Here is a 23,035-nt window from a genome sequence, read left to right on the forward strand (position 1 = left end):
AAACAAGATATCGCTTCTACGAAGCTCCGGGGAGATTGATCGATAGGTTCTGTTTATGACATCAGGCTACGCTGTAGCCTAATGTTTCTCCTTCCATGCAGCTCCAGAGGAGCTAAATGTTATAACAGCCCAACATCGAGATACCTAAGAGCTCCAGAGGAGCGAGATTTGCAAAAAATCTTAAATTGTCTCTAGTCTTGAATAAACACATGAAAGAAACCTCTTCCATCAACTACTCCAAGGTTATCAAAAGCCTTTACATTATCGGGGCACTTTTTATCATAACCTACATAATAACCCTTTCCATTAACCTGTCTCAAGAGTCTGCAACGAAAGCAGGAAGTATAGGAGATGCATTAGGCGGGCTTGCCAACCCATTCATAGGAATCTTAGGAGTGATTGCAACTTTCCTTGCCTTCTGGGTTCAATTTGAAGCGAATGAAAGACAAAGAAATGACATCAAGCAAGAGCGGTTTGAAAGCAAATTTTATGAATTACTTAGGCTACATAAAGAAAATGTTAATGAGATAGAGATTCCTGCTGCTGGGTTAAAAGGTCGACCTTGTTTTGAATTCTTTCTCAAGGAGTTCTATGGTCTCCATTCAATAGTAGAAATCGTGAATATCCGGGAAGGTAATAATGACCTTTCAGAAAAAGAGGATACGATAGAACGTGCTTTTGATCTATTCTTTTACGGTATCACGAATCAAGCAACCTCCAAATATTCCAATTGGAAAGAACAACAATACGATGGCAATACACAACTTATCTTTGAAAAGGACAGTCATCAAATCTAGGACACTACTACAGACATATTTACCAGATATTAAAGTTTGTACACACTAGTGATTCAATTAAAAGTGAAGAGAAAAAAGTCTATATCAAGACACTGAGAGCCCAATTATCAAACTTCGAACAAGCTCTTCTGTACTTTAATTCCTTTTGGGGGCCTGGCAAAAGAATGTGGTTTGATAAAGATAAGAAATCGGGGTATGTAGCCCGATATATCTTGGAATACAAACTAATCAAAAATATACCCTTTCACTTAGTTAGCTTCACCATCACTCCCTCCATAAAGTTTAAACAAGAACTTCAAAAAGCACACCCGGAGAAGGGTGACAAATGGTTGAACATAACACTATTTGACGCTTTTGAAGAATTAGAAAACCTCTTGTTTTCCTGACTCTACCTAATAATCACAATCTTGCCGAAGTCATTATTAAAGGCGCGGTCTTTACCCGTGCCACGATGGCCAAGGTCTTGTCCATTCGCTTTCACTTGCACTCTGTAGATATAGGTGCCATTGGCGAGGATATCTCCAAATTCATCGCGACCATCCCAGGCATACTCGGTAATGTTATTTCCCACACGGACCGGACCAATTTCGTCCTGCGTAATCTCCCTCACCAACTTGCCTGATACAGTGAATATCTGAATCTTGATCTGGTCAGGAATCTGATTTCCGGTAAGCGTAAACACAAACCGGGTACTGGTGGAGAATGGATTTGGATAAGGGTAGAAATGCGTAATGGTTGACTCACTCACTACCTCGAAAGTAATTTCATATGGTCCCACACCTGCCAGGTTGCCGGAAGCATCAGTGGCATTCACCTGCAACATGTATTCACCATCTTCCAGCTCATCGGGCTGAAAGGCAATCTTAAAGTTGTCATTCTCTGTGGCCGGAGTAAAATTCAATCGACCATCAGAGAAATTGATTCGTTCCAGGCTACAACCTTCACATATTTGTCCCAGGAAGATATCGATACCGGTAGTATCCGTCTTAAAGAGATAAGGGTTGTTGTCCCGTAGCTCGATCTGTACCATTGGGGTTGGTGAAACAATATCTCCATCCACAATATAAACCCCATCGAAAGTAACATCCATCGCAGGGTTCACCTCGTCTCTTTTGACATTAAGGAATTCATCCAGCCTGATTACGTTGTTGGTGTAGTATTGCTCTATCTCATCACCCGGATTCACAAAGATTTCAAAATCATTGAATCCCAATTGACCTTCCGTGGCAATAGGTACAGAAAAGTCGACTGACTCTCCTGCTGCTACCAAAGGAATCTGAATGGTATTGGTAACGATGTTACCTGATGTCTGATTAGTCAATGTATACCTTACACTTAACGGCCCCTGGAAGCTGTAAGAAGAAATATTGGTGAACTTGAATAATGCTTCAAATGGCTCTCCATTCTGAAGCTCGATGCGCTCATTCTGATCGTTTTGCAGGGTAAGTACTCCTTCCGGAACTCCCTGATATGAAACAAACCAATTATTAAGTTGTGGTGGAGTGGCTGAAACCCTGTCCTTCGCGCTAAGGAACAGTCTGACATATGGATATTGATCCGGATCGATACTGCTCATATCGAGTTCATCGATATTGTCCAGAGTGAACAAGGTAGTTTCAGTTCCGTCAATGGAACGACCACGCACTTCAAATACTATTTCATCTTCTGAATCATCCACCGTAAATCGCTTGGAAAGCTGTCCCCACTGGCTTACCGGACCAATTACCGGGGAAATAACTGAACCACTATCTGTACTGGCAAAAATGGAGGTCTCAAATGATATCTGGGTTCTGGTGGCATCGGTTTGAGAACCGGCTGGTACTCCTTTAATCACTTCAGCCGAACCAAGGCCTGCTCCTTTATTCCCAAAAAGAATCAGCGGATCACCAGCTGTCATATCCTGCAAAAAGAATCTGGAAGCCCCCATTCTTTCAATCTCATCTTTAACATTGTCCGACCAATCGTAGCTCACTTCTCCATTAGAGAAAATAAGCACAAAGTCTCCAACATTCACCCCGTCAAAGTACTGTTTAATGAGTAGATCATCTCGGGCAATAGTAGCATCATTCAATTCAGCTGCCGGTATACGGTTAATAATTTGCGGAGTGACACCACAACTCAACGGGTCCTGTGTGTCAAACTCTATATCCGGGGTTCTCAACACCAGATAAGGCCTTCCACTGTCTTTATCGAATGCCAACAAGTTCAATGACTGAGGATCACAAGCTCTGTTTACTCCGGGGGCAAAAAGGGATTGTTCATCTACAAGAACTGTCATTTCTAATGGTTGTCCTCCCCGTGGGTGCTGGCTTCCATAAGTGACAATCTGAATAGGTGTCTCATTACCAGCAAATATCCAGCGATCAGGGCTTTCCTCTTTAGCAATTGAACTCAGGCTCAGGTCTCTGAACTGATCGAATTCGGTTTGTGCCCAGCCTTCTACACCATTGGCAATTCGGGTGAAGGTAGTGACCACCCAGGGCTGTGGATCTTCTAATTGACTCTCTTCAAAGATTGATCTCCAATAATATTGAATGGTATCATTGACTGTGGTAGGCAGCAAATCAACTGTCCAGCTCACCAATCCTTTTCCACTCAGGGTATTGGTTTGCTTCCACGGGCTATCGAATGTATCTACCGTGTCAATTTCTATGACAAAGGTTTCATCATTGGCTTTCAGGTTAGCCGACTGGGCTACCAGGTCAACAGTCTCCGCATCCAGCGTACTGAAATTGGCTGGTGCTGTATTGAAGGTGCCCGATGCTCCCAGGAAGATGGTTGCTTCTGCTGAGTTATTCAGTTCGCTTCCTTCATCTACTTCATTATCAAGGTCCAGAAATACCTCAAACTTATTGTCTCCGAAAACATCTAAACCCTGATTACTGATTTCATAAAAGACAGTATCGCGATTCCTCACCGGAGGGACTTCTATTTGCGGAAGTTCTATTACTGTACCATTCGGCAATGTTCTTCTCACCAAAACCTTCACCGGTTTATCAGTGGTTCTTCCGGCATTGTTTACTACCACCGCCAGATCGAAGAATGGTGTGGCAGCCGTTACAGGCAGTCCGTTGATAGACTGAACAGTAATATCTTCTTCTCTTACAATGTAGTCCACCTTATCGTGACCAAATACCGGAATGGCAGGGTCTCCCTGCATGTTGGATTGCTCAACCACGGCAAAATCGAACTCGTCAGGAGAGAAACCATTGAGTTGTTTGAGTATGGCTTGCTGCTGGATGTGACCCACTGAGGCCGTCATCCACAGGGTATCAGACAGTACTTCGTAGATATTTTCAGTAAACTCCTGCAGCACATTCGGGATTCCCACATCACTATGAGCCAGGAAGTTGATAGCGCCTTTGTCTTTCGCACCCATCCAGTTTTCACCAAATGAGTTATAGAAGAATATTTCTCCTCCACGACAGCCATTCACAATCATAAACGGATAACGCCCCTGGTTTTCATAACCATTGGCAGGGTCGGTCACAAAGCCTACGTCAATATCGGTGTACTCTGTTGAAGAGTGACCGAAGAAGGTCAAGACACCAACTCCATTATTCACTTCCTCAGAGATATTGAGGTTCTGAACAGCGTTGTTATTGGTTTTGGAGATATTGGTCACTGCTGCTCCGAGGTAATCCTCTTCAGCTATATCACCAAAGCCCTCAATAAACTCTCTGAATCTGAAAAGCTGATCAGTCGTTAAGCCCCCACTTAACTGAAGGAAGTTCTTGGTCCATGGAGAATCCTTGAGGCTTGCTTCTTTCTCTTTGACCTTATCCAGGTAATTGGCTACTCCTTCGGCCGTTGTCACAGACAGGCGACCTACTGGAAATGCCGGGTAGTGCTCCCTTCCATCCAGACCAACGGTATAAACCATATCGGAGCCGGGAGCCCCCATAGTCGGCACCAATTCACGGGAATTGATCGCTAATGGGTCGGGTAGTCTTTGCGTACGGTTGTCTACCCTCCTCGATTTACCCACAATAAACAGGTATTCAGGATTACCCTCCTGATAGGCCTTTCGCATCAGCCTTCTGATAGCCAGTGGAGAATATTCACCGTAGGAGAATTCATTGAAAAGATCACGAACATCAGCATAAAGGACCTTCCATGCACCACCCTCAATAGATTCTCTGTAGTCTACATATGCCTGAACCGGATCATCATAAGAGCCATCTACAGGTTGTTTCAAAAAGGAATGTGAAATGAGGATGTAGTTGAAATCAGATACATCATTGTACCTGAACTGAACCGGCTCTACGCTAGCCATCACCACATCGTCAGTATCTTTGATAAATAGTTTGGTCTCATTGGCAGAACCGGACAAACCTGCCACATAGGCTCCTCCGTTTAAATTTCCTGAAACGACTTTAGGATTCTGATAGTCAGTTACATCATATAAAGTTGCATTAGCAGGCGGATTAGCAATACTGAGTCTCCGGTTGTTGTTGCCTGGCAGAATGTAGAAATACTTGTCTGCGCTAAAAGCATCAATAGCGCGCGGATACCTCAGCCTCATATAGCCAATGGCCATATGATCCACAGGGTATTCGTCATAGCCAACAGTCTCCACTCTGAAAATCAGTCTGCCATCATCACTCACGCGATCCCAGTTGATCTGAAGATTTTCGCGGGTACCGAAATTGTTAAATGAAAGGGTGATATCCTGAACCAGGGGTTGAAGTTCTTCTCTGGCAGGGCCCACATACGTATTGGCTCTGTGCAGGGCAATATTGTTGAACCCAATGATCTGGAAAGTAAGCTCTGGTTTGGAAATATCTGTTCTTTGCCCGCTGATGCCATCAAAAACAAAGTCTCTGAAATTAGTACCATCGTTCAGTGTTTTGCTCGACTTGGTGATGACATTACTCATGAACATCTGTCCTACATCGTAAAGACTCTTCTTCACTTCCCCGGAAGGGTTACCCACCGGGTAATACTGACCAAAGCTGAATACCTCTGACCTTACCTGGAGTATATTTTCCTTATGGTAGTCTATGTTGGTGAGACTCGTTGGATCAATATTCTCCACCTGCATTCTTCGACCGGGCACTTCTCCTACGGTAAGGAAGAAAGCCGTAGTGTCCGAGAACATATTATAATACTTATGGATCTGATCGCGGGATCTGTAGAAGAGCTCAGTATCCTGGGTTCCGTCATTCTGCCTGCCCCAGAACTCTATGTAATCACCTGCATCGAAGGAGTCATCATCAGTACCCACCATTCTGATGGCCACTTCTTCACCCCGGTGAAACAGCTGAATAAGGTCTGGGTTAAGGTTGGTGAAATCAAATCCGGCATTCACCAAAGCCTGGTAAGTGACCCGATGGACATCATCTTTTCCGGTATTGATCTTATAATAAGACTGGCCGTAGTTGATCCACTCGTTACCAATTCGTTGAGCCCATGCCATTGGCCCAATCAAAAGAAAAAGAATGATCAGTTTACTTTTCACCTTTATCCCCCTTCTTTACAATTCTTCGTTTGTTTCTGGAATAGTTGCCTGGTAGCTTCTCTAATGAATACAGGATAGAGAAAACATGAGAATAAGGCGATTCGGCAACATTGCCTATGTCGGTCAGTGCATAATCAATAGTGAAGTCTTCCAGCTTCAAACCCATGCCTACGTTAGGCTGAAAAGACCAGAAGGTGCTTTCATTCAGATTATCTCCACGGCTAAAATCTTTGACTCGCTGAAAATTCCCGATGCCCATTCTGAAGAAGAACTTATCTTCATAATCGAACTCCGCTCCTACCTGTGGATCAATTGAACTGAATCCTGATTTGACCAGTACATTTCTGCGGCCGTCAAAAGTAAAGACCAGGTCGGCTGAGGCAAGAACATCCACCTTTTCTGAAATTCTGAAAGATCGTGATGCACCAAAAATGGCTTTAGGTAAAGTAATCTCAGTAGAGTTACCGGGAATCTGGTTGTTGGTTTGAGAGAAAATGGGTTGAAGTTGTTCTCTGTTAATCGTCCAGGTATTGAATGTGGTAGTGATGTCACGCAGCATCAATCCAAAGTTCCAGTCATTATAGCGGTACTTGGCTGAAGCGTCCATTCCAAAGCCCCAGGCATCGGCAAATTCCCCGATTTTCCTCTTGATGATTTTGGCATTCACTCCGAAGGTTAATCCTCCTCCCTCTACGAAGCTATCGCCTGAAATAAAGCTAACTCCACGGGCATAAGAAAAAACAAAGGCCACATCCGAGGCCGAAAAGAAGTTGATTCGGGAGTAGTCTATTCTTCCCTGATCATCGAACAAGAGACGCGTATCCGGAATATCATCAATCCCCAGGCGAATAATTGCCAGCCCCATGTGGCTATCGGTATCTATGGCCAAAGCCGCTCCCAGGTAATCGTAATTAGCTACTCCGGCAAAATAGGCAGCATGCTGAAATGAGAACTGATAACGGTATTCAATATCGGTAAGAGCGGCAGGATTCCAGTAGACAGAAGTAACATCGTCTGATACCGAAGTCATGGCATTTGACATGGCCAGTGCGCGGGCACCTACACCTATGGATAGGAATTCATTACTGTACTTAGGAGTACTCTGTGCCAGCACTCCATGTGAGGACAAAATAATAGGGATGAGTAACACCCCTTTAAATATGTATTCCGCGATGTGCTTCACGCTCATTGTAAGTACTACAACCCAAAATTAATTATACCTACTGGAAATGCAGCATTTTTAACATTCAACCGCAAGAAAGATTTTTTATTATTCAAATCCCCCTTTTTAGATAGAAAAAGCAGGTTTTTAGCTACACCTAGACAACAAGGTAATATTTTTTATATAGTACTATGCAACACATAGTACCTTCTTTCGTATATTTGCATGAGGTCTAAAACTTGAATAGATGAATTTGGAAAATACACAGGTGCAGATGCGGAAGGGAATTTTGGAATTCTGCATACTGCACATCATTTCGCGAGGGGAGGTCTACGCCTCCGATATGCTAGAGGAGTTGACTTCTGCTAAAATCATGGTAGTAGAAGGTACGCTCTACCCCCTACTGACCAGGCTACGCAAAGCTGGTCTGGTGGAGTACAAATGGGTGGAATCCAATTCCGGACCACCACGCAAGTACTACACTATCACATCAAAAGGTCAGGAGTTTGTTTCAAGTCTGGACAACACCTGGCAGGAACTGGTCAATTCCACCTCACAAATCATCACAAAAAAATCTAAGTAATGGTCATGAAGAAGAACATAAGTATCAATATAAGTGGCATCATTTTCCACATAGAAGAAGATGGTTACAAGAAACTGAAGGACTATCTGGACTCTATTAATAAATATTTCAGCAGCTACGATGATAGCGAAGAGATCATTGCAGACATTGAAAGTCGTATTGCTGAGATTTTCCTGGAGAAACTCGATGAAGAAGGCAAGCAGGTAATCTCCAATACCGATATCGATCAGCTGATCAGCACCATGGGTGTCATCTCTGACTTTGAGGCCATGGAAGAAGAAGATGATTTTGCAGCGGCAGGAGAACAAAAGAAAAGCTCTGAAAAGACCAAGTCTAAAAGTAAAAGCTCAACCAAAGCTCAGCAAGATGACTATCGTCCGAGAAAGCTTTACCGAGATCTTAACAATCAGATATTAGGAGGTGTATCTTCAGGCTTAGCCCGCTACTTCAGCATCGATCCATTATGGATTAGAATTGCTTTCGTATTGAGTTTCTTAGGTGGCTTTGGTCTTATCGTTTACATCGTTTTGTGGATTGTCATACCGGGCTCTACAGAATTGAAAGAAGATGACTCCATTAAGAAATTCTATCGGGACCCTGACGACCGGGTTCTCGGTGGTGTAGCATCGGGTCTGGCTAATTATTTCAAAACAGACACCATTGTATTCCGGATCATTTTCATCGTTTTATTTTTCGGATTCGGAACTGGTTTTCTAGCGTACATAGTCCTGTGGATCATTGCTCCACAGGCTAAGTCGCTTACAGATAAGATGCAAATGAAGGGTGAAAAAGTAACCCTGTCTAATATCGACTCGAACATTAAACGCAATAAGGAAGAAGACCTTAATCCTAAAGGTGAGGGAGCATTCACTAAGATTTTACTCTTCCCTTTCCGATTGATCGGCAGAGTATTCAGAGCATTAGGTAGTGCCATAGCTCCTCTTTTACTCTTTATTGCTGCTGCCTTTAGAGTTTTCATTGGTAGTATCATTTCACTGGTCGGTATTTCTGTGATGTTCAGTCTTCTGGTAACTGCCGGGGTTCTACTGGGTATTCACGATGGAGAGTGGTTCAACTTTGGAGATGGCGATTTCCCTATCCATATATTCTATAATACAGTCCCTGAGATTGGAATTCTCTTTGCTTTCGCAGCAGTATTCATCCCTTTCCTATATGTATTCATAGCGGGGATTACCATTATCGCTAAAAGAAAGGTAATGAGCAGCTCTGTAGGCTGGAGTATTTTAGGTATCTGGATGATCTCTGTGTTGGGTACATTCGCCACTGTTCCGAATGTAATCAGAGATTTTAGGGAAGAAGGTTATCACGATGTTTCTGAAGTTCTCACCGTTGAAGCGGACACAGTTACGCTTTCTCTCAGAGAGTATAGTGAAAGCACTCGTAGCACTTTCCGTTTCAGAGACCGCTACGACAGATATGAAAGAAACTATAGTTCAATAGAGTCTGAGTTTACTGATCTGGACATCAGAGCCAGCAGAGACAACAGCTGGAGATTGGAGAAAAGAGCCACTGCCCGCGGTCGCAACATCGATGATGCCGATAGAAACGCAGAAGAGATTAGCTACAACTATCGCGTGAATGGAGATGAAATCGTCTTCGACAGTGGACTGTCTTTGCCAGACGATGCTGTATTTAGGTTCCAGGATCTGGCCATGACACTTTACATCCCGGTGAACCAGCCATTTAAGGTAAACCGTGATATGAGCAGATTAATGAACTACTTCAGTTATCGATATACCTGGTGGGAGGTTTACAGAAACACCTGGGCCTTCGATGAAGATGGCAGCCTGATCTGTCTTACTTGTGAAGAAGATGAACGCGAAAGCTCTTATGATGACCGGACGGATAGCCAATCTTATAATTTCGATGACTTCCAGGAAGTAACGATAGAAGCCAGCATCCCTGTGAACATCAAGTATGGTGAAAGCTATGAGGTGAAAATCACCGGATCAGAGAATAAGTTTGATGACCTGAACATCAGAAAGCAGGGCAGCAACCTCATTATCTCATCGAGTGTGAACAATTGGAGCGGAAATTCATTGGAAATTCAGCTACCTGAGATTTCGAACCTGAATGTTATTGAAGATGCTGATGTCAATCTCAATGGCTCTAATCTGGAAGACACCAGAATAGTGGTTCGCAACAATGGACGACTACAATTGACAGGAAGTCTGAGCAGCCTTAACCTGCGCATTATCAACGACAGCCGCGTAGATTCTGAAGCCATCATTGACAACCTCACAATGGAGGTAATGGACCAAAGCAGGTTTTATGGCTATGATGGCAGAATCAAAGACTGCACGATGATCGCCAACTCTGAAGCCAGAGTGCGACTCAATGTTACGGACTATCTGGGTGTAGAAGCCACAGGTTTTTCATCTGTCAGATATAAAGGTTCTCCGAAAGTAGACATCAAAGACAAATCTAACTCAGCCGTTATTAGCCAATATTAGGCTTATAACTCACTGAATAACAACACATTTATTACCTTTGCGTTGCACGCATGTCTGTCGAATAATATTTTTTGACAACGTGCGTGCAACGTTGTTTATCATTCTTGCATCTACCTTGTGTAGTCAACCAAAACATGCTTCAAATCAAAAGGTCAAAAACTGAAGAGAGGCTTCTAGAAGATTGCCGCAAAGGCGACAGAAAAGCACAAAGGGACTTGTACGAAAAGTACTCGGGCCTGATGTATTCTGTTTGTCGAAGGTACATCAATGAAGCCGAAGCCGCTGAGGATGTTTTGGTATGCGGGTTTATGAAAGTGTTCAGTAAAATAGACCAGTTCAAAAACGAAGGCAGCTTTGAGGGCTGGATTCGAAGAATAATGGTGAACGAATCACTCTCATACATCCGGAAGAACAAAAGCCTGTATATGCAGGTGGAGATTGAAAAAGCAGAACGTGAACCTGACTATACGCAGATTCAGGATCATCTGGAGGCCGAAGATTTAATGAAAATGATCAAAAAGCTTCCGGCAGGTTACAGAACCGTTTTCAACCTCTACGCCATAGAAGGCTTTTCGCACAAGGAAATTGCCGATCAACTGGGAATAAGCGAAAACACTTCGAAATCTCAATTGAGCAGAGCCAGAGCTCATTTACAAAAGCTACTGGTGGAGGCAGAGAATTATATGAATGATAAACTGATGACCAATGAAGGGTAATAGAATAGATGAACTCTTCCGCAATGGACTGGAATCGCATAAATCAGAAGTACCGGCAGGTGCCTGGTCTAAAATTGAGGAAAGTCTTCCGCAGAAAAATAAGAAAGGGGTCTATTTCTGGTTAAGCATCGCTGCTTCCATGATCTTATTGGCTACACTTGGCTGGCTAGCTTTCAGCAATCAGCAGTCCGAAAGCCCTGTACAGCCTAATGTCTTGTCAGAAAACAAATCAGAACCTGTTGAGTCTGTAAGTCCAAAAGCAGATACTAACCTTCAGGCATCTACTCCCGAAGAGAAGAAAGAGGAACAGGTAGATATCATTCAACCGGTAGAAGATCTGAAAGTGGACTTACCATCACTTGTGGCTGAAGAGAAGAATGAGGCTTACGATGATATCAATCAAGAGGTTAAAGAAGCTTTAACCTACAGTTCTGAAGATAGAGCTCAGTTAAAAATTGAGACAATCAGCCCCCTTTCCTTAAAACCACGGCTTTTAATAACTGACATTCGATCTCACAAAGCGATGATCAATACCGAAGCCTTTATGCAAAACCTGGTATTGACCGAAGAAGAGTTCAATGCTTTGGAAACAGAAGGAAGAAAGAAATTCGGCTTTATCAACAGTATCGTGTCAGTAGCTCGTGGTGTAAACAACGGAACGAAGGCCCTTTCAGAAATCAGAAAATCTAAAAACGAATTCGTCACCAATGATCTGAAGTATGGCACTAAAACAGATGCTACTACAGAGGGCAGTGAAGACGAAGATGAACTACAATTCAAACAATAGTCAATAACTCAAAATAAATCAGTAATGAAAACTACCTTAAAAACTCTCTCACTGATTGTGTTGGTCGCATGCTTAGTGAGCACAAAGGGATTTGCTCAGCAAGACGGTTTCTCGAATGAACTGCTTGTTCAATCCAACGTTTTGCAAAAGGGCCTGACTCCTTCAGCATCTCTTTCAACTTATGAACCTTCTCATTCACTGAGGATTGAAGACGAAGGCTTGTCAACATCTATCTCTAAGAGAAGAAGAAATAGCTGGAACACCAACTTCGGAATTGACAAATACTACCCGAGAAGAGGAACAGAAAACTTTGTGAACGTCTACGTTGGTCTGAATAACTGGCTGGAAGATGGCGACTTACCAAACAGTGATGAGCTGTACAGTCTGATCCCTATCAACTCATGGTACCTGGGATTGAACTTTGACAATGTGACTCATGTACTCGGACCGCTATTCCTTGATTGGGGTATTGGTGCCAGCATGCAGGACTATGCTTTTGAGAATACCAGAGTAGAAGTCATTAAGCAGGATGATGCTATCCAATTCCAGGAACTGGCAGATATTACCGGAAGAAAAAGCAAAATCAATGTAAGCTACCTGAACGTTCACTTTGTTCCTACCTTCTCTTTCGGCAGATACCGTGACTTCAGAGTAGGCTTTGGTGTCTATGGTGGATACCGCATCAGCAGCAACACCAAAATGAAGTATGATGATGCCAGTGGTGACAAGCAAAAAGACAAAGTCAACGACAGCTTCCATATCAATCCATTTAAGTATGGCTTCAGAGCTCAGATTGGCTGGGACTTCTTTGACATGTTCTTCAACTATGACCTCACTGAGTTCTTCGATGAAGACATCAATGCTCCACGTTTGACACCTGTCACTTTCGGTGTGATATTCTAAATCTTAACTCAAAACTTAAAACAACATGAAAAATCTATACAGACTAACCCTGCTCGCGCTGACACTGGTCATGTCTTCGCAAGTAGCACAGGCACAATGGCGCTGGACTCGTTACGGAGACTTTGAAAGGCTAGACACCGTAGTGAGCATTCCTAAGCACGACAGCAATAAACTTTACATATCTGACGATGACTTCTACCTGAGAATTGGCTTCCTTGGCCTCGACCTTGAAGTGGAAGACCGCTGGGGATGGGATTGGGACGATGACAGAAACTGGAGAAACAGAAGACGTCCTACCACCATAGAGTATTTCGAACAGCATGATCATGGTACGCTCAGAGGACTCAACTTTGAGTTTGGTTTCAACAACTTCCTGCAAGACGGTGAATTCCCTTCATCAAGTGATCTTTATCAGGTGAAGCCACTTACCTCAACGTATGTTGGCTTAGTATGGAATCATACGACATACGTTTCAGGTCCACTTTACCTGGACTGGGGAGCTGGTTTCAGCTGGTACAATTACAAGTTCGAAAATGCCGCCACAAGACTCGACCCAAACGGAGGTCAGTTAAACTTTATCGAAGCCCAGGGGCTTAACAGTGTACTCAAGAGCAAGCTGAAGGTGACCTACCTCACTTTTCAGGCCATCCCTATGTTCGACTTTGGTCGTGGAAAACGTATTGTCAGAAGGTTTGTTGAAGACGATGTTCGCGTAGGCTTTAGCTCCAGAAGAGGTTTCAGAATTGGTGTTGGTCCATATGTAGGCCTCAGACTTAACAACAAGGCTAAATACATCTATCGCAACGATGATGGACGTCAGAAAGACAAAGAGAAAGGTGGCTTCTTTGTGAATGACTTCAGATACGGGCTCAGGGCTCAAATCGGAATCAATGGTTTCGACATGTTCATGACCTACGACTTCAATGAATTGTTTGAAGAAGGAAAAGGTCCTGCATTAAACCCAATCACTGTCGGTATCTCCTTCTAAGAGAAATTACAACTCAAAATATCAGAAGGCTGTCTCAGAACTTAGTGTTTTGGACAGCCTTTTTTTATCTCGCTTCCATCCACTTTCTTTCCTCACCTTTAAGCTTGAGTAGCCTGGCGAAATAGCGGCCTGAAGGTCTATTAGCAGTCATGAGAATAAGGAAGATAGAGAAAACAAGAGCATACATCATATCTCCTTTTTCATAAAGACCATAGGCACCAATACCTGCTCCGATGGCCCAGAGAATATTCCTGTAAATAATAGGCTTCCTTAGCATTTTCAACTTGATGTCTAATTCTTTGAATGGCTCTGTTGCCTTTCGCATATCTCTTGCCCAGGTGGCCGTAGTTCTCATGATAATGTAAGCCGCACCAATAGCCATTACCCCATGAAACATCAGGTCAGGGTTCTCATAGAAGACTGACCTGAGCTCTCCCGCCTTTTCCTTTTCCAGAAACACCCAGCCAAAAGCAAGCATGGGTAGCGCCAGAAAAAGGTAAACGGTAGACTCTAAACGCTTGAAATAACTGTTTTTATCGAATTCGGGGTCGCTTAAATGCACTGTGTCCATATATTTGTAAAATTCAACAATTTGCTAACGAACGTTAGCCTACATAAATTAGGAGTGAATGGAAGTAATGGTGAAGAAATCGCGCAAGCAACAGATCGAAGAAAAAGCTACCAAACTGTTTCGCCAAAAAGGCTATGCCGCTACATCTATGCGTGACCTTGCTCAGGTATTGGGCATAGAAGCCGCCAGTCTCTATTCACACATCAAATCTAAAGAAGAAATCCTTCAAAAAATATGCTTTCGTATGGCAGATGAATTTTTCGAAGGATGGAAAGAGGTAGAACAGGAAAAAGGAAGTCAGGCTGCGCGTATGGAAAAGGCCGCTATAGCCTACATTAAAGTCATTACCAAAGATACAGATGCATCGGCCGTATTCTTTAATGAGTGGAGACACTTAAGTGAACCTCATCTCTCTAAATTCCTCTCTATGAAGGATGACTATGAAGGCAGGTTCATCAAAATTCTGAAAGAAGGAATGGACAATGGAGAATTCCATAAGGCCGATGAAAAGTTTATGATGCTCACCATACTCTCTTCTCTCAACTGGACTCATAACTGGTACAAGCCTACAGGTAACCTCAGACCTGAAGAAATTGGCAAGAAACTCGCTAACCTGATCCTGAACGGCCTTAAGAAGTAAGCCTATATTTTCTCCCACAAGCTATCTACGAATAGCTCTTGTTCATCTGTAAAGTGTTGCTTGATTCTGAAGCCTGATTCTTTGGCCAGCTTCTCAATCATCTGATAAGAATACTTCTGAGATACTTCAGTATGTATAGCTTCCCATTGATTTAACTCAAGCACATAATCCAATGCTTCAAATTTCACCTGTTGCTTTTCTCTACTAATGAGATAGCTGCGGGTCTCTCCACTCACTGGATCGTAAGTAGGGTAATGCTGAAATTTGTCGATGTCAAAGTCGGCACCAAGCTCATCATTAATGCGATTCAGCAGATTAAAGTTAAAGTCTCTGGTGACTCCCGATTTGTCATCATAAGCCGACAATACGGTTCTGGGGTCTTTCATCAGATCGAAACCGATAAACAACAGATCTCCTGGACTAAGGTTCTCCGAAAGCTTTTTAAGGAAAGCTGTACCTGGTTCAATTCCAAAATTACCGATGGTTGATCCCAGGAACAGTACCACTTCTTTTGTCAGATGATTTTCATTTAGTTCTGACAATGCATTGAAGTATTCTCCCTGTATATATTCAATCTGTAAATCGGGAATAGCCTCCACCATGCGCTCTTCGAGCTGCTGAAGTACATTTTCCGATATATCGATGGGACTATAGACAAAGTCAGCACCCACCTGAACAAAATGCTCAAGTAATGTTCTGGTTTTTGTGCCATCTCCAGCGCCAAGTTCTACCAATCTGAAATTGTTATCAGTACCCAGAAAGGATTTTAAAATCTCTGCCTTATGCTCACTAATAATCTGGTGCTCAGCTCTTGTGAGATAATACTCATCGAGCTCCATAATTTTCTGAAAGAGTGCATCTCCCTCAGCATTGTAAAAGTATTTGGAAGGGAGGCACTTGGGTGTTCTCTCCAATCCTTTTAATATTTCTCTGGCAAAGTCTTTCTGGACTTCCAAAAGTTGTTGTGTCATGTTAGGTGAATTGTGCTAATCTGAAACCCGTAAAGTGCCAACGCAAATTCGGGTGGAAAAAATTCCTGTAAGTAGGCCTGATATGGTCCGACATAGTTGCGAACGACCCTCCCCGCAACACCATCTGGTTAATCATGAACTTCCCATTGTATTCGCCTAAGGCACCATCTACCTTCTGATAATGAGGATAAGGCAAATAAGCAGAATTGGTCCATTCCCATCCATCACCATAAAACTGAAGATTACCTTCCTGACGTGGCATGGTTCTGAAATTTCGCTTGTCCATCAGGTTGGCAGACAACGGAATCTCTGGCACGAATTGTTTGCAAGCCACTTCCCATTCAAACTCAGTGGGTAGTCTCATGCCTTTCCACTTGGCAAAAGCATCGGCCTCATAGAAACTAATATGCGTAACAGGTTCGTCCGGATTCAACTTCTCCTTTCCTGCCAGTGTAAAGTAATACCACTCTCCTTGTTCCTTAATCCAGTAAAACGGTGCTCTGATATTTTCCTTCTTTACCCATTCATGGCCTTCCATCAGCCAGTGGTTAAAGTTTTGGTATCCTCCATCTTCAACAAACTCCAGAAACTCACCATTAGTCACCATTCTGTCCTGAATCTGAAAAGCCTCCACATATACCTTATGCTGACCTTCTTCATTATCGAAGTGAAACTCAGGTCCTCTAAAGCCTACCTCATAAAGACCGGCTTTTACATCAAGCCACCTTGTTTCCAAATCAGGCTGATAATCCATAACCTTAGCGCTCTTATAAACCGGATAAAGTGGATTGATGCCCAGAATGTGCTTAATATCATAAACCAACAGCTCCTGATGCTGCTGTTCATGATTAAGGCCAATTTCAAATACATTAAGTTGCTCTTCCGAGAGCTCATTGTTTTTGAGGAACTGAATCATGTGTTCATCCACATAATTCCGATAAGCCATAATTTCTTTCACCCATGGACGACTCAACACTCCTCTCTCGGCCCTGATCCATCTTTCCCCTTCATTTTCATAATAGCTATTGAAAAGAAATGGATAGTCATCATCGAAGAGACGGTAGTCTGCCACATCCTGCTTAAGAATAAAAGTTTCGAAAAACCAGGTGGTATGGGCCAGGTGCCATTTGGGTGGGCTCACATCAACCACCGGCTGCACTACAAAGTCTTCTGGCTGAAGGGGTTCGCAGATCTCGAGGGTGAGATTTCTTACTTCTGTAAACCGCTCAATGAGTTTTTGCTGGGATTGATTGATGGCGACCGTGGAAATATCCATAATGTGATTTAACGAATGTTCAACACAATCGCAAAATCAATAGTTTCGCCTTTTCTCAAATTATTCCGAAGACTTAGGCTTTGGAAATCCAGCTGACATTAGCCAATCTCAATCACCACATCATCAGTCAACGGGTGACTAACACATGGCAAAACATAGCCTTCATCGAGCTCAGCCTGAGAAAGTCCTTCGCTCTCATCCATCTTCACTTTTCCTGACAGACACTTTCCCCGACATGCTGTACAAAGCCCACTTTGACAAGAAAATGGTAAATCAATCATTTGATCAAGCCCTTTTTCAAGAATGCTCTCATTGGGCTCTACCTCATACTTATGTTCTTCACCATCGAGAATCACAGTTACTTCTCTGGTAATAATTTCTTCCTCTCCCTCTGCAGGAGCAGAAGCGGCTGAGTCAGTAGTAAAGCTTTCCTTTCTGATCAGATTTTCAGCTACCCCAAGATTTTTAAGGGAATTAATAGCGATATCCATCATAGGGCCCGGACCACAGATAAAGTACTCAGCCGAGGCATCGTTGATCTTTTCCTTAACCTGCTGAACAATTGATTGAGTCAGGTATCCTTCGAACTGGCCATAGCTTTGGTTATTATTTTCCAGCACATGAACTATCTCAAAATTGCTATACTCTGATGCCAGCATCTCTAACTGCTTCTTGAAGATAATCGAGTCAGCATCTCTGTTGGCATATAGCAAGGTCACCTTAGAGTCTGGCTCCTGGTCCAATGCTGATTTAGCGATAGACATCATAGGTGTAATACCACTACCTCCACCAATCAGAACTATGTTTCTTGCATTGGCTGATGAAAACTCTGTGGTAAAATTACCCAGTGGTGGAATGACTTTGATTTCATCACCTGCCTTCAACTGATTATTGAGATAGTTGGAAACTTTCCCCCCTTCAACCCGCTTCACAGCGACTGTAGGATTGGAATCTGTAAATGGGGATGAACAAACGGAATAAGCCCTTCTTTCTTCCTTTCCATCAACGTTCACTATCAAGGTAAAGAATTGACCTGCTTTATATTCAATCCTTTCTGATTCAGGATGCTCAAAATGAATAGACACAGCGTCTGTGGTTTCCCTCACTACCTCCTTCACTTTAAGGCTTATTATGCCTGTATTCTGCTTCTCTACCTTTTTCTTCTTTTTGAATAACCCAAATGCCATAACTTTCTTTATTTCTTCTTTCCAACCAAATGATTTAGAAAGGGTTTCATCAGAGCAGGCAAAAGTAAGGACAATCGTCTTAGAAACGAAGTAATTACCAACACATTGACCATGAATGTTGAGGTGGTGGAATCGGGATTTCTTATCTTTGCGCTTTCCCAAAAAACAATCGCTTTTCATGGAATTAAGCAGCTTAACAGGCATTTCACCGGTAGACGGCAGATACAGAAGAGTAACCGCTGATTTAGCAGCCTACTATTCTGAGTTTGCCCTGATCAAATACAGAGTAGAAGTAGAGGTAGAATACTTTATAGCATTGTGCGAAATGCCATTGCCGCAATTAAGCTCAGTAGAGACATCTGTTTTCGAAGGTCTGAGAGATATCTATCGCAATTTTTCTCTGGAAGATGCTCAGGGCATCAAGGAAATCGAAAAAACGACCAACCATGATGTGAAGGCAGTTGAGTACTTTTTGAAAGAAAAGTTTGATCAGTTGGGCTTAGAAGATGTAAAAGAGTTCATCCACTTTGGACTGACTTCTCAGGATATTAACAATACCTCTGTACCACTTTCACTGAAAAGAGGACTTCATGAAGTGATTGAGCCTGCTTTTCTTGAGGTAAACAACCTCATCAAGCAAATGGCGGATCAATGGAAAGACATTTCCATGTTAGCCAAAACACATGGGCAACCCGCCTCTCCTACCCGTCTGGGTAAAGAGATGGAAGTATTCTCCACACGGGTAGATGAGCAATTGGTCTATTTAGGAGATATTCCATTCGCTGCCAAATTTGGTGGTGCCACAGGTAACTTCAATGCTCACCACGTAGCCTATCCTGACAATGACTGGATAGAGTTCGGTAATGATTTCGTGAAAGACTATCTGGGACTTCACCGTAGTCACCCCACTACTCAGATAGAGCACTATGATCATCTTGCCGCTTTATTCGATGCATTAAAGAGGATCAATACCATACTTATAGACTTCTCAAGAGACATCTGGCAGTATGTGTCCATGAATTATTTCAAGCAGAAAATAAAAGACGGAGAAGTAGGATCATCAGCGATGCCTCACAAAGTGAACCCGATAGATTTCGAAAATGCTGAAGGTAACTTTGGAATTGCTAATGCTATCTTTGAGCACCTTTCTGCTAAACTACCCATCTCAAGACTTCAAAGAGACCTAACTGATTCAACAGTATTAAGAAACATTGGTGTACCATTGGGACATACTTTAATTGGTCTTAAGTCTCTTATCAAGGGAATCAATAAGTTAGAGCTTAACCAACAAGCTATTAATGCGGACCTGGAAGATAACTGGGCAGTAGTGGCTGAAGCCATTCAGACTATCTTGAGAAGAGAAGCCTATCCAAAGCCTTATGAGGCACTGAAAGGTCTTACCAGAACCAATTCCAAGATTACTGAAGATACGATCAGAGAGTTTATTCAAACTCTTAATGTAAGTGATGAGATCAAAGCAGAGTTAAGCCAGATCACTCCATTCAACTATACAGGCATGTAATGAAAAAGCCTCCCGGATAAACCGAGAGGCTTTTGAATAGACATAAGTCTACTTCGCGAGTTATTTTTGCTGAACTTCTATAACAGAGTCGGTTTTCGGATCATACTCCAACAATGGATTGTAAAGTAACTCTCTGTTCTCAAAGTCATACAATGTCAATGTTCTTAATTCATAGTATGCTACCCAATACTGCTGCAGCGCACTGATGTAGTTTCTCACGGCAGCATCCTTTGTTTCACGAGCGTTGTTCAACTCAAGAATACCCACTTTACCTGCCAGGTATCTACCATTGGTAATTTCAAAACCCTTGAGCGCAATCTCCTGTCTCTTCGCTGCAATATCAATCTGGCTTCTGATCTGATCGAAATTCCTTACAGCGTTAGATATTTCCTGCTCAAAATTCACCATATCCTGATCTATCTGGAACTGAGTTAATTTCAGGTTTTCTCTTGCCTGGTTCATACGTGCCTTGTTTCTACTACCATCCAGAATTGGAAGAGTAAAACTAAGGTTAACCCTTGAACCTGCTGCCACATTGTTGTTATCATAAATACCTCCGATATCCGTAACCTGAGCACTATTGTAACCAAATGTTGCTATTAAGTCAGCACTAAATCTTCTGGCCCTTGCCTCTGCTACTTGTCTTTCGGCATTTAATCTATCCAACTGAAAGTCAAGGTACTCGGCTCTGTTCTCCTTTGCATACCTCAGTGCCTCACTTGCCTCAATATTGAAATTGGGTACTTCAGATGGAGGAACCAGTTCCAGAGTTACATCGTCAGTTAAACCGATAAAAGTTCTTAATTCAAGTGATTTTGATTGAACATCAAGTCTGGCCTGTTGAGCATTACTTGTTGCAGTCAAAAGGTTTAATTCAGTTTGAAGTAACTGGTCTTCGGTAGAGGTTCCAATATTGTAACGACCTTGCTCAATTCTGTAGATTGTATCGTTTGACTGCTCGTTTTGCAATTCAATCTCAAGGTTCTTCTGCTGTACAAGTAGTTCAAAGAAAAGTCTTGATGCTGTTTGAGCAGTCTGCTCCATGTTTTGAACATAGTTTCTTTTAGACTGCTCATACTCTATCGGTTGGGTCTGTCTATCCCATTTGAAAGGGTTTACATTGAACAAAGGTTGTCTTAAGGAAATGCTAACCGGGTCTCCTTGATATAATGTTCTATCAAGATCATCCTTCGGTATGGCATAATTATCAAAACGTGCAAGATTTGTCTGGAATGAGACCGTGGTATTAGTCCATGGTAATACCTGTTGTAAACCCAAGCTCAACTGAGCCGAATTCTGGTTTACATTTCTAAATTGTACCGTACCATCAGGCTGAGTAATGGGAGTCGACCTGTCAAAGTAATCTGGTAATGTACCATCTAGCAACAATTGAGGCCTCAGCTGCGACTTGTATACCTGATAACTCCAGTACCCCAATGTTCTAAAGGTTTCGGCTCTCTTGGCACTTCTTGAGTTGGCTTTAGCCAAACGGATAGTTTCTTCCAGCGTAAGTACTTTTACTTCTTGGGATAATGACACTCCCGTTAAGCAACAAAGTGCTAGAATTAAATAGATGACCTTCTTCATATCTTAAAAGTTGTTTATTCGTGTCTTAATGAGGTAATAGGATCCTGACTGGCTGCTCTTCTTGCCGGTGTAATTCCAAAGATTAATCCTACTGTTGCAGCTACTCCAAATGATATCACGATAGACACCGGGCTAATGGATGTAGGGAAATCAGCAAGACTAGAGACAGCATAGGCGAGTCCTATTCCCAATATTACACCTACTATACCTCCGGTAATTGAAATCATTACAGCTTCAAACAAAAATTGCATAACAATATCTGAAGATTTTGCACCAATTGATAGTCTTAGACCAATCTCTTTGATACGTTCCATTACCGAAGCCAGCATAATATTCATGATACCAATGCCACCAACCAATAGAGAGATGGCTGCGATAGCGGCAAGTACTATATTGAATATATTCTGAGTTCTTTGTTGTTGTTTCAAAAGTAGTTCCGGAATGGTAATCTCGAAGTCTACCACTCCATAGTGTCTTCTTTCCAGCATTCTGGCCATCACATCTGCTGTGGGGCTCAATTTATCAGACTCTGCCACCTGAACCACCAACCGGTCAATCTGGTGGTAGTTTGTTGGTTTACTTTCTTCCTGCTGAGCACCAGAGAAAGAAATCATACCTCTAAAGCCACCAAAGATGCTGATACCACCACCAAAGCTCTTTCTCAAACCAGAACCAGTTACCAAATCCCGGTTTACATAGCGAATAAGTACTGATTGGATTGGTGTGTAAACATCCATGTTATAGTCACGGATTCCCAGGTTAGAAATTGCTTTCTCTGAGATATACCTTTCTTTCAAGACACCAATTACTTCCAACCACTGGTTACCTACTTTAATTTTCTGACCAATCGGGTTTTCACGAGGGAAAAATTTAGAGGCAATACCTTTTCCAATGATACAAACCGGCATTCCCAGCTCAAGCTGCTTATCGTTGAACATTTCGCCATCTAACAATTCAAAGTTGGCTACTTCGAAATAGGCAGGTTCAACACCAACCAGCTTGGAACTTCTTCTGATACCATTTTTGATGATATAGGTCTCAAGCAAAATCTCAGGACTGATACGCTGAACGCCTGGAATAGTACTTTTGATATTCTCAACATCGAGAAGCTTCAGCCCGGGAGAGAATTTTTTACCTTCCTCTTCCTCGCTATCGCCTCCAATTGTTTGCTCCACCTGCTCAATGTTAGGCTGAACAATGATATTGTTCACACCAACCAGCTCGATCTGCTCCAGAATTTCATTCTGCGCCCCATTTCCTATGGCCAACATGGCGATTACAGCCGCCACACCGAAGATGATACCGAGCGCAGTGAGCAATGATCTCACCTGATTCGCCAATACCGCCTCCAGGGCAATATAGAAATTGGACATTAAGCTCTTCTTATTGATTTTCATAATCAGAGGTTCT

Annotated in this window: 18 protein-coding genes; 10 read left to right on the forward strand and 8 right to left on the reverse strand. The window is 42.6% G+C overall.

Features of this window, described 5'->3' with window-relative positions:
* Window positions 1–209: 209 nt before the first annotated feature.
* Together ACOOEY_RS07305 and ACOOEY_RS07310 are read left to right on the forward strand one after the other, a co-directional pair.
* Entirely contained in the window at window positions 210–797 is a 588-nt protein-coding gene (locus ACOOEY_RS07305) for a hypothetical protein (RefSeq protein ID WP_420388015.1), read from the forward strand.
* A 26-nt stretch (window positions 798–823) separates the two neighbouring features.
* On the forward strand, window positions 824–1,183 hold the full coding sequence (locus ACOOEY_RS07310; protein ID WP_420388644.1) for a putative phage abortive infection protein: 360 nt from the start codon (window positions 824–826) through the stop codon (window positions 1,181–1,183).
* A gap of 2 nt (window positions 1,184–1,185) precedes the next feature.
* On the opposite strand, the gene ACOOEY_RS07315 is transcribed toward ACOOEY_RS07310, so the two are convergent.
* Window positions 1,186–6,258: a C25 family cysteine peptidase gene (locus ACOOEY_RS07315; protein WP_420388016.1), complete on the reverse strand. Its 5,073-nt coding sequence runs from the start codon at window positions 6,256–6,258 to the stop codon at window positions 1,186–1,188.
* Window positions 6,248–7,447: a hypothetical protein gene (locus ACOOEY_RS07320; protein ID WP_420388017.1), complete on the reverse strand. Its 1,200-nt coding sequence runs from the start codon at window positions 7,445–7,447 to the stop codon at window positions 6,248–6,250. Before ACOOEY_RS07320 ends, ACOOEY_RS07315 begins: the two co-directional genes overlap by 11 nt.
* Window positions 7,448–7,667: 220 nt before the next feature.
* Between ACOOEY_RS07320 and ACOOEY_RS07325 the strand changes: the two genes are divergently transcribed.
* The 6 genes from ACOOEY_RS07325 (at window position 7,668) to ACOOEY_RS07350 (ending at window position 13,871) form a co-directional block, all read left to right on the forward strand.
* A complete protein-coding gene (locus tag ACOOEY_RS07325) occupies window positions 7,668–8,003 on the forward strand; it encodes a PadR family transcriptional regulator (RefSeq protein WP_420388018.1) in 336 nt (111 codons plus the stop codon).
* 5 nt (window positions 8,004–8,008) lie between these two features.
* On the forward strand, window positions 8,009–10,477 hold the full coding sequence (locus ACOOEY_RS07330; RefSeq protein WP_420388019.1) for a PspC domain-containing protein: 2,469 nt from the start codon (window positions 8,009–8,011) through the stop codon (window positions 10,475–10,477).
* A 134-nt stretch (window positions 10,478–10,611) separates the two neighbouring features.
* The gene (locus ACOOEY_RS07335) at window positions 10,612–11,193 is read left to right on the forward strand and encodes an RNA polymerase sigma factor (RefSeq protein WP_420388020.1); all 582 of its coding nucleotides are present in this window, start codon (window positions 10,612–10,614) and stop codon (window positions 11,191–11,193) included.
* Entirely contained in the window at window positions 11,183–11,980 is a 798-nt protein-coding gene (locus ACOOEY_RS07340; protein ID WP_420388021.1) for a hypothetical protein, read from the forward strand. Before ACOOEY_RS07335 ends, ACOOEY_RS07340 begins: the two co-directional genes overlap by 11 nt.
* A 24-nt stretch (window positions 11,981–12,004) precedes the next feature.
* Entirely contained in the window at window positions 12,005–12,883 is an 879-nt protein-coding gene (locus ACOOEY_RS07345; RefSeq protein ID WP_420388022.1) for an outer membrane beta-barrel protein, read from the forward strand.
* A 25-nt stretch (window positions 12,884–12,908) separates the two neighbouring features.
* On the forward strand, window positions 12,909–13,871 hold the full coding sequence (locus tag ACOOEY_RS07350; RefSeq protein ID WP_420388023.1) for a hypothetical protein: 963 nt from the start codon (window positions 12,909–12,911) through the stop codon (window positions 13,869–13,871).
* 64 nt (window positions 13,872–13,935) lie between these two features.
* On the opposite strand, the gene ACOOEY_RS07355 is transcribed toward ACOOEY_RS07350, so the two are convergent.
* Window positions 13,936–14,442 (reverse strand): hypothetical protein, encoded by a 507-nt coding sequence (locus ACOOEY_RS07355; RefSeq protein ID WP_420388024.1) that lies wholly within the window; start codon window positions 14,440–14,442, stop codon window positions 13,936–13,938.
* A 58-nt stretch (window positions 14,443–14,500) separates the two neighbouring features.
* Here ACOOEY_RS07355 and ACOOEY_RS07360 point away from each other — a divergent pair, with 58 nt between their 5' ends.
* Complete coding sequence (locus ACOOEY_RS07360) at window positions 14,501–15,082, forward strand: TetR/AcrR family transcriptional regulator (RefSeq protein ID WP_420388025.1); 582 nt, start codon at window positions 14,501–14,503, stop codon at window positions 15,080–15,082.
* A 2-nt stretch (window positions 15,083–15,084) separates the two neighbouring features.
* On the opposite strand, the gene egtD is transcribed toward ACOOEY_RS07360, so the two are convergent.
* The 3 genes from egtD to ACOOEY_RS07375 form a co-directional block, all read right to left on the reverse strand.
* Window positions 15,085–16,053 carry an L-histidine N(alpha)-methyltransferase gene (gene egtD, locus ACOOEY_RS07365; RefSeq protein WP_420388026.1) on the reverse strand — a complete coding sequence of 323 codons (969 nt, stop codon included), beginning with the start codon at window positions 16,051–16,053 and terminating at the stop codon, window positions 15,085–15,087.
* A gap of 1 nt (window position 16,054) precedes the next feature.
* Window positions 16,055–17,329 carry an ergothioneine biosynthesis protein EgtB gene (egtB, locus tag ACOOEY_RS07370; RefSeq protein ID WP_420388027.1) on the reverse strand — a complete coding sequence of 425 codons (1,275 nt, stop codon included), beginning with the start codon at window positions 17,327–17,329 and terminating at the stop codon, window positions 16,055–16,057.
* Between the two features lie 98 nt (window positions 17,330–17,427).
* Complete coding sequence (locus ACOOEY_RS07375) at window positions 17,428–18,678, reverse strand: FAD-binding oxidoreductase (RefSeq protein WP_420388028.1); 1,251 nt, start codon at window positions 18,676–18,678, stop codon at window positions 17,428–17,430.
* 16 nt (window positions 18,679–18,694) lie between these two features.
* Between ACOOEY_RS07375 and purB the strand changes: the two genes are divergently transcribed.
* Window positions 18,695–20,038, forward strand: coding sequence for an adenylosuccinate lyase (gene purB / locus ACOOEY_RS07380; RefSeq protein WP_420388029.1), 1,344 nt, complete (start codon window positions 18,695–18,697; stop codon window positions 20,036–20,038).
* Between the two features lie 60 nt (window positions 20,039–20,098).
* Here the strand turns inward: purB and ACOOEY_RS07385 are convergent, their stop codons facing one another.
* On the reverse strand, window positions 20,099–21,577 hold the full coding sequence (locus ACOOEY_RS07385; RefSeq protein WP_420388030.1) for a TolC family protein: 1,479 nt from the start codon (window positions 21,575–21,577) through the stop codon (window positions 20,099–20,101).
* Between the two features lie 62 nt (window positions 21,578–21,639).
* A complete protein-coding gene (locus ACOOEY_RS07390) occupies window positions 21,640–23,022 on the reverse strand; it encodes an ABC transporter permease (RefSeq protein WP_420388031.1) in 1,383 nt (460 codons plus the stop codon).
* Window positions 23,023–23,035 lie beyond the last annotated feature (13 nt).

The organism is Roseivirga sp., from assembly GCF_965216855.1.
Classification (GTDB): domain Bacteria; phylum Bacteroidota; class Bacteroidia; order Cytophagales; family Cyclobacteriaceae; genus Roseivirga.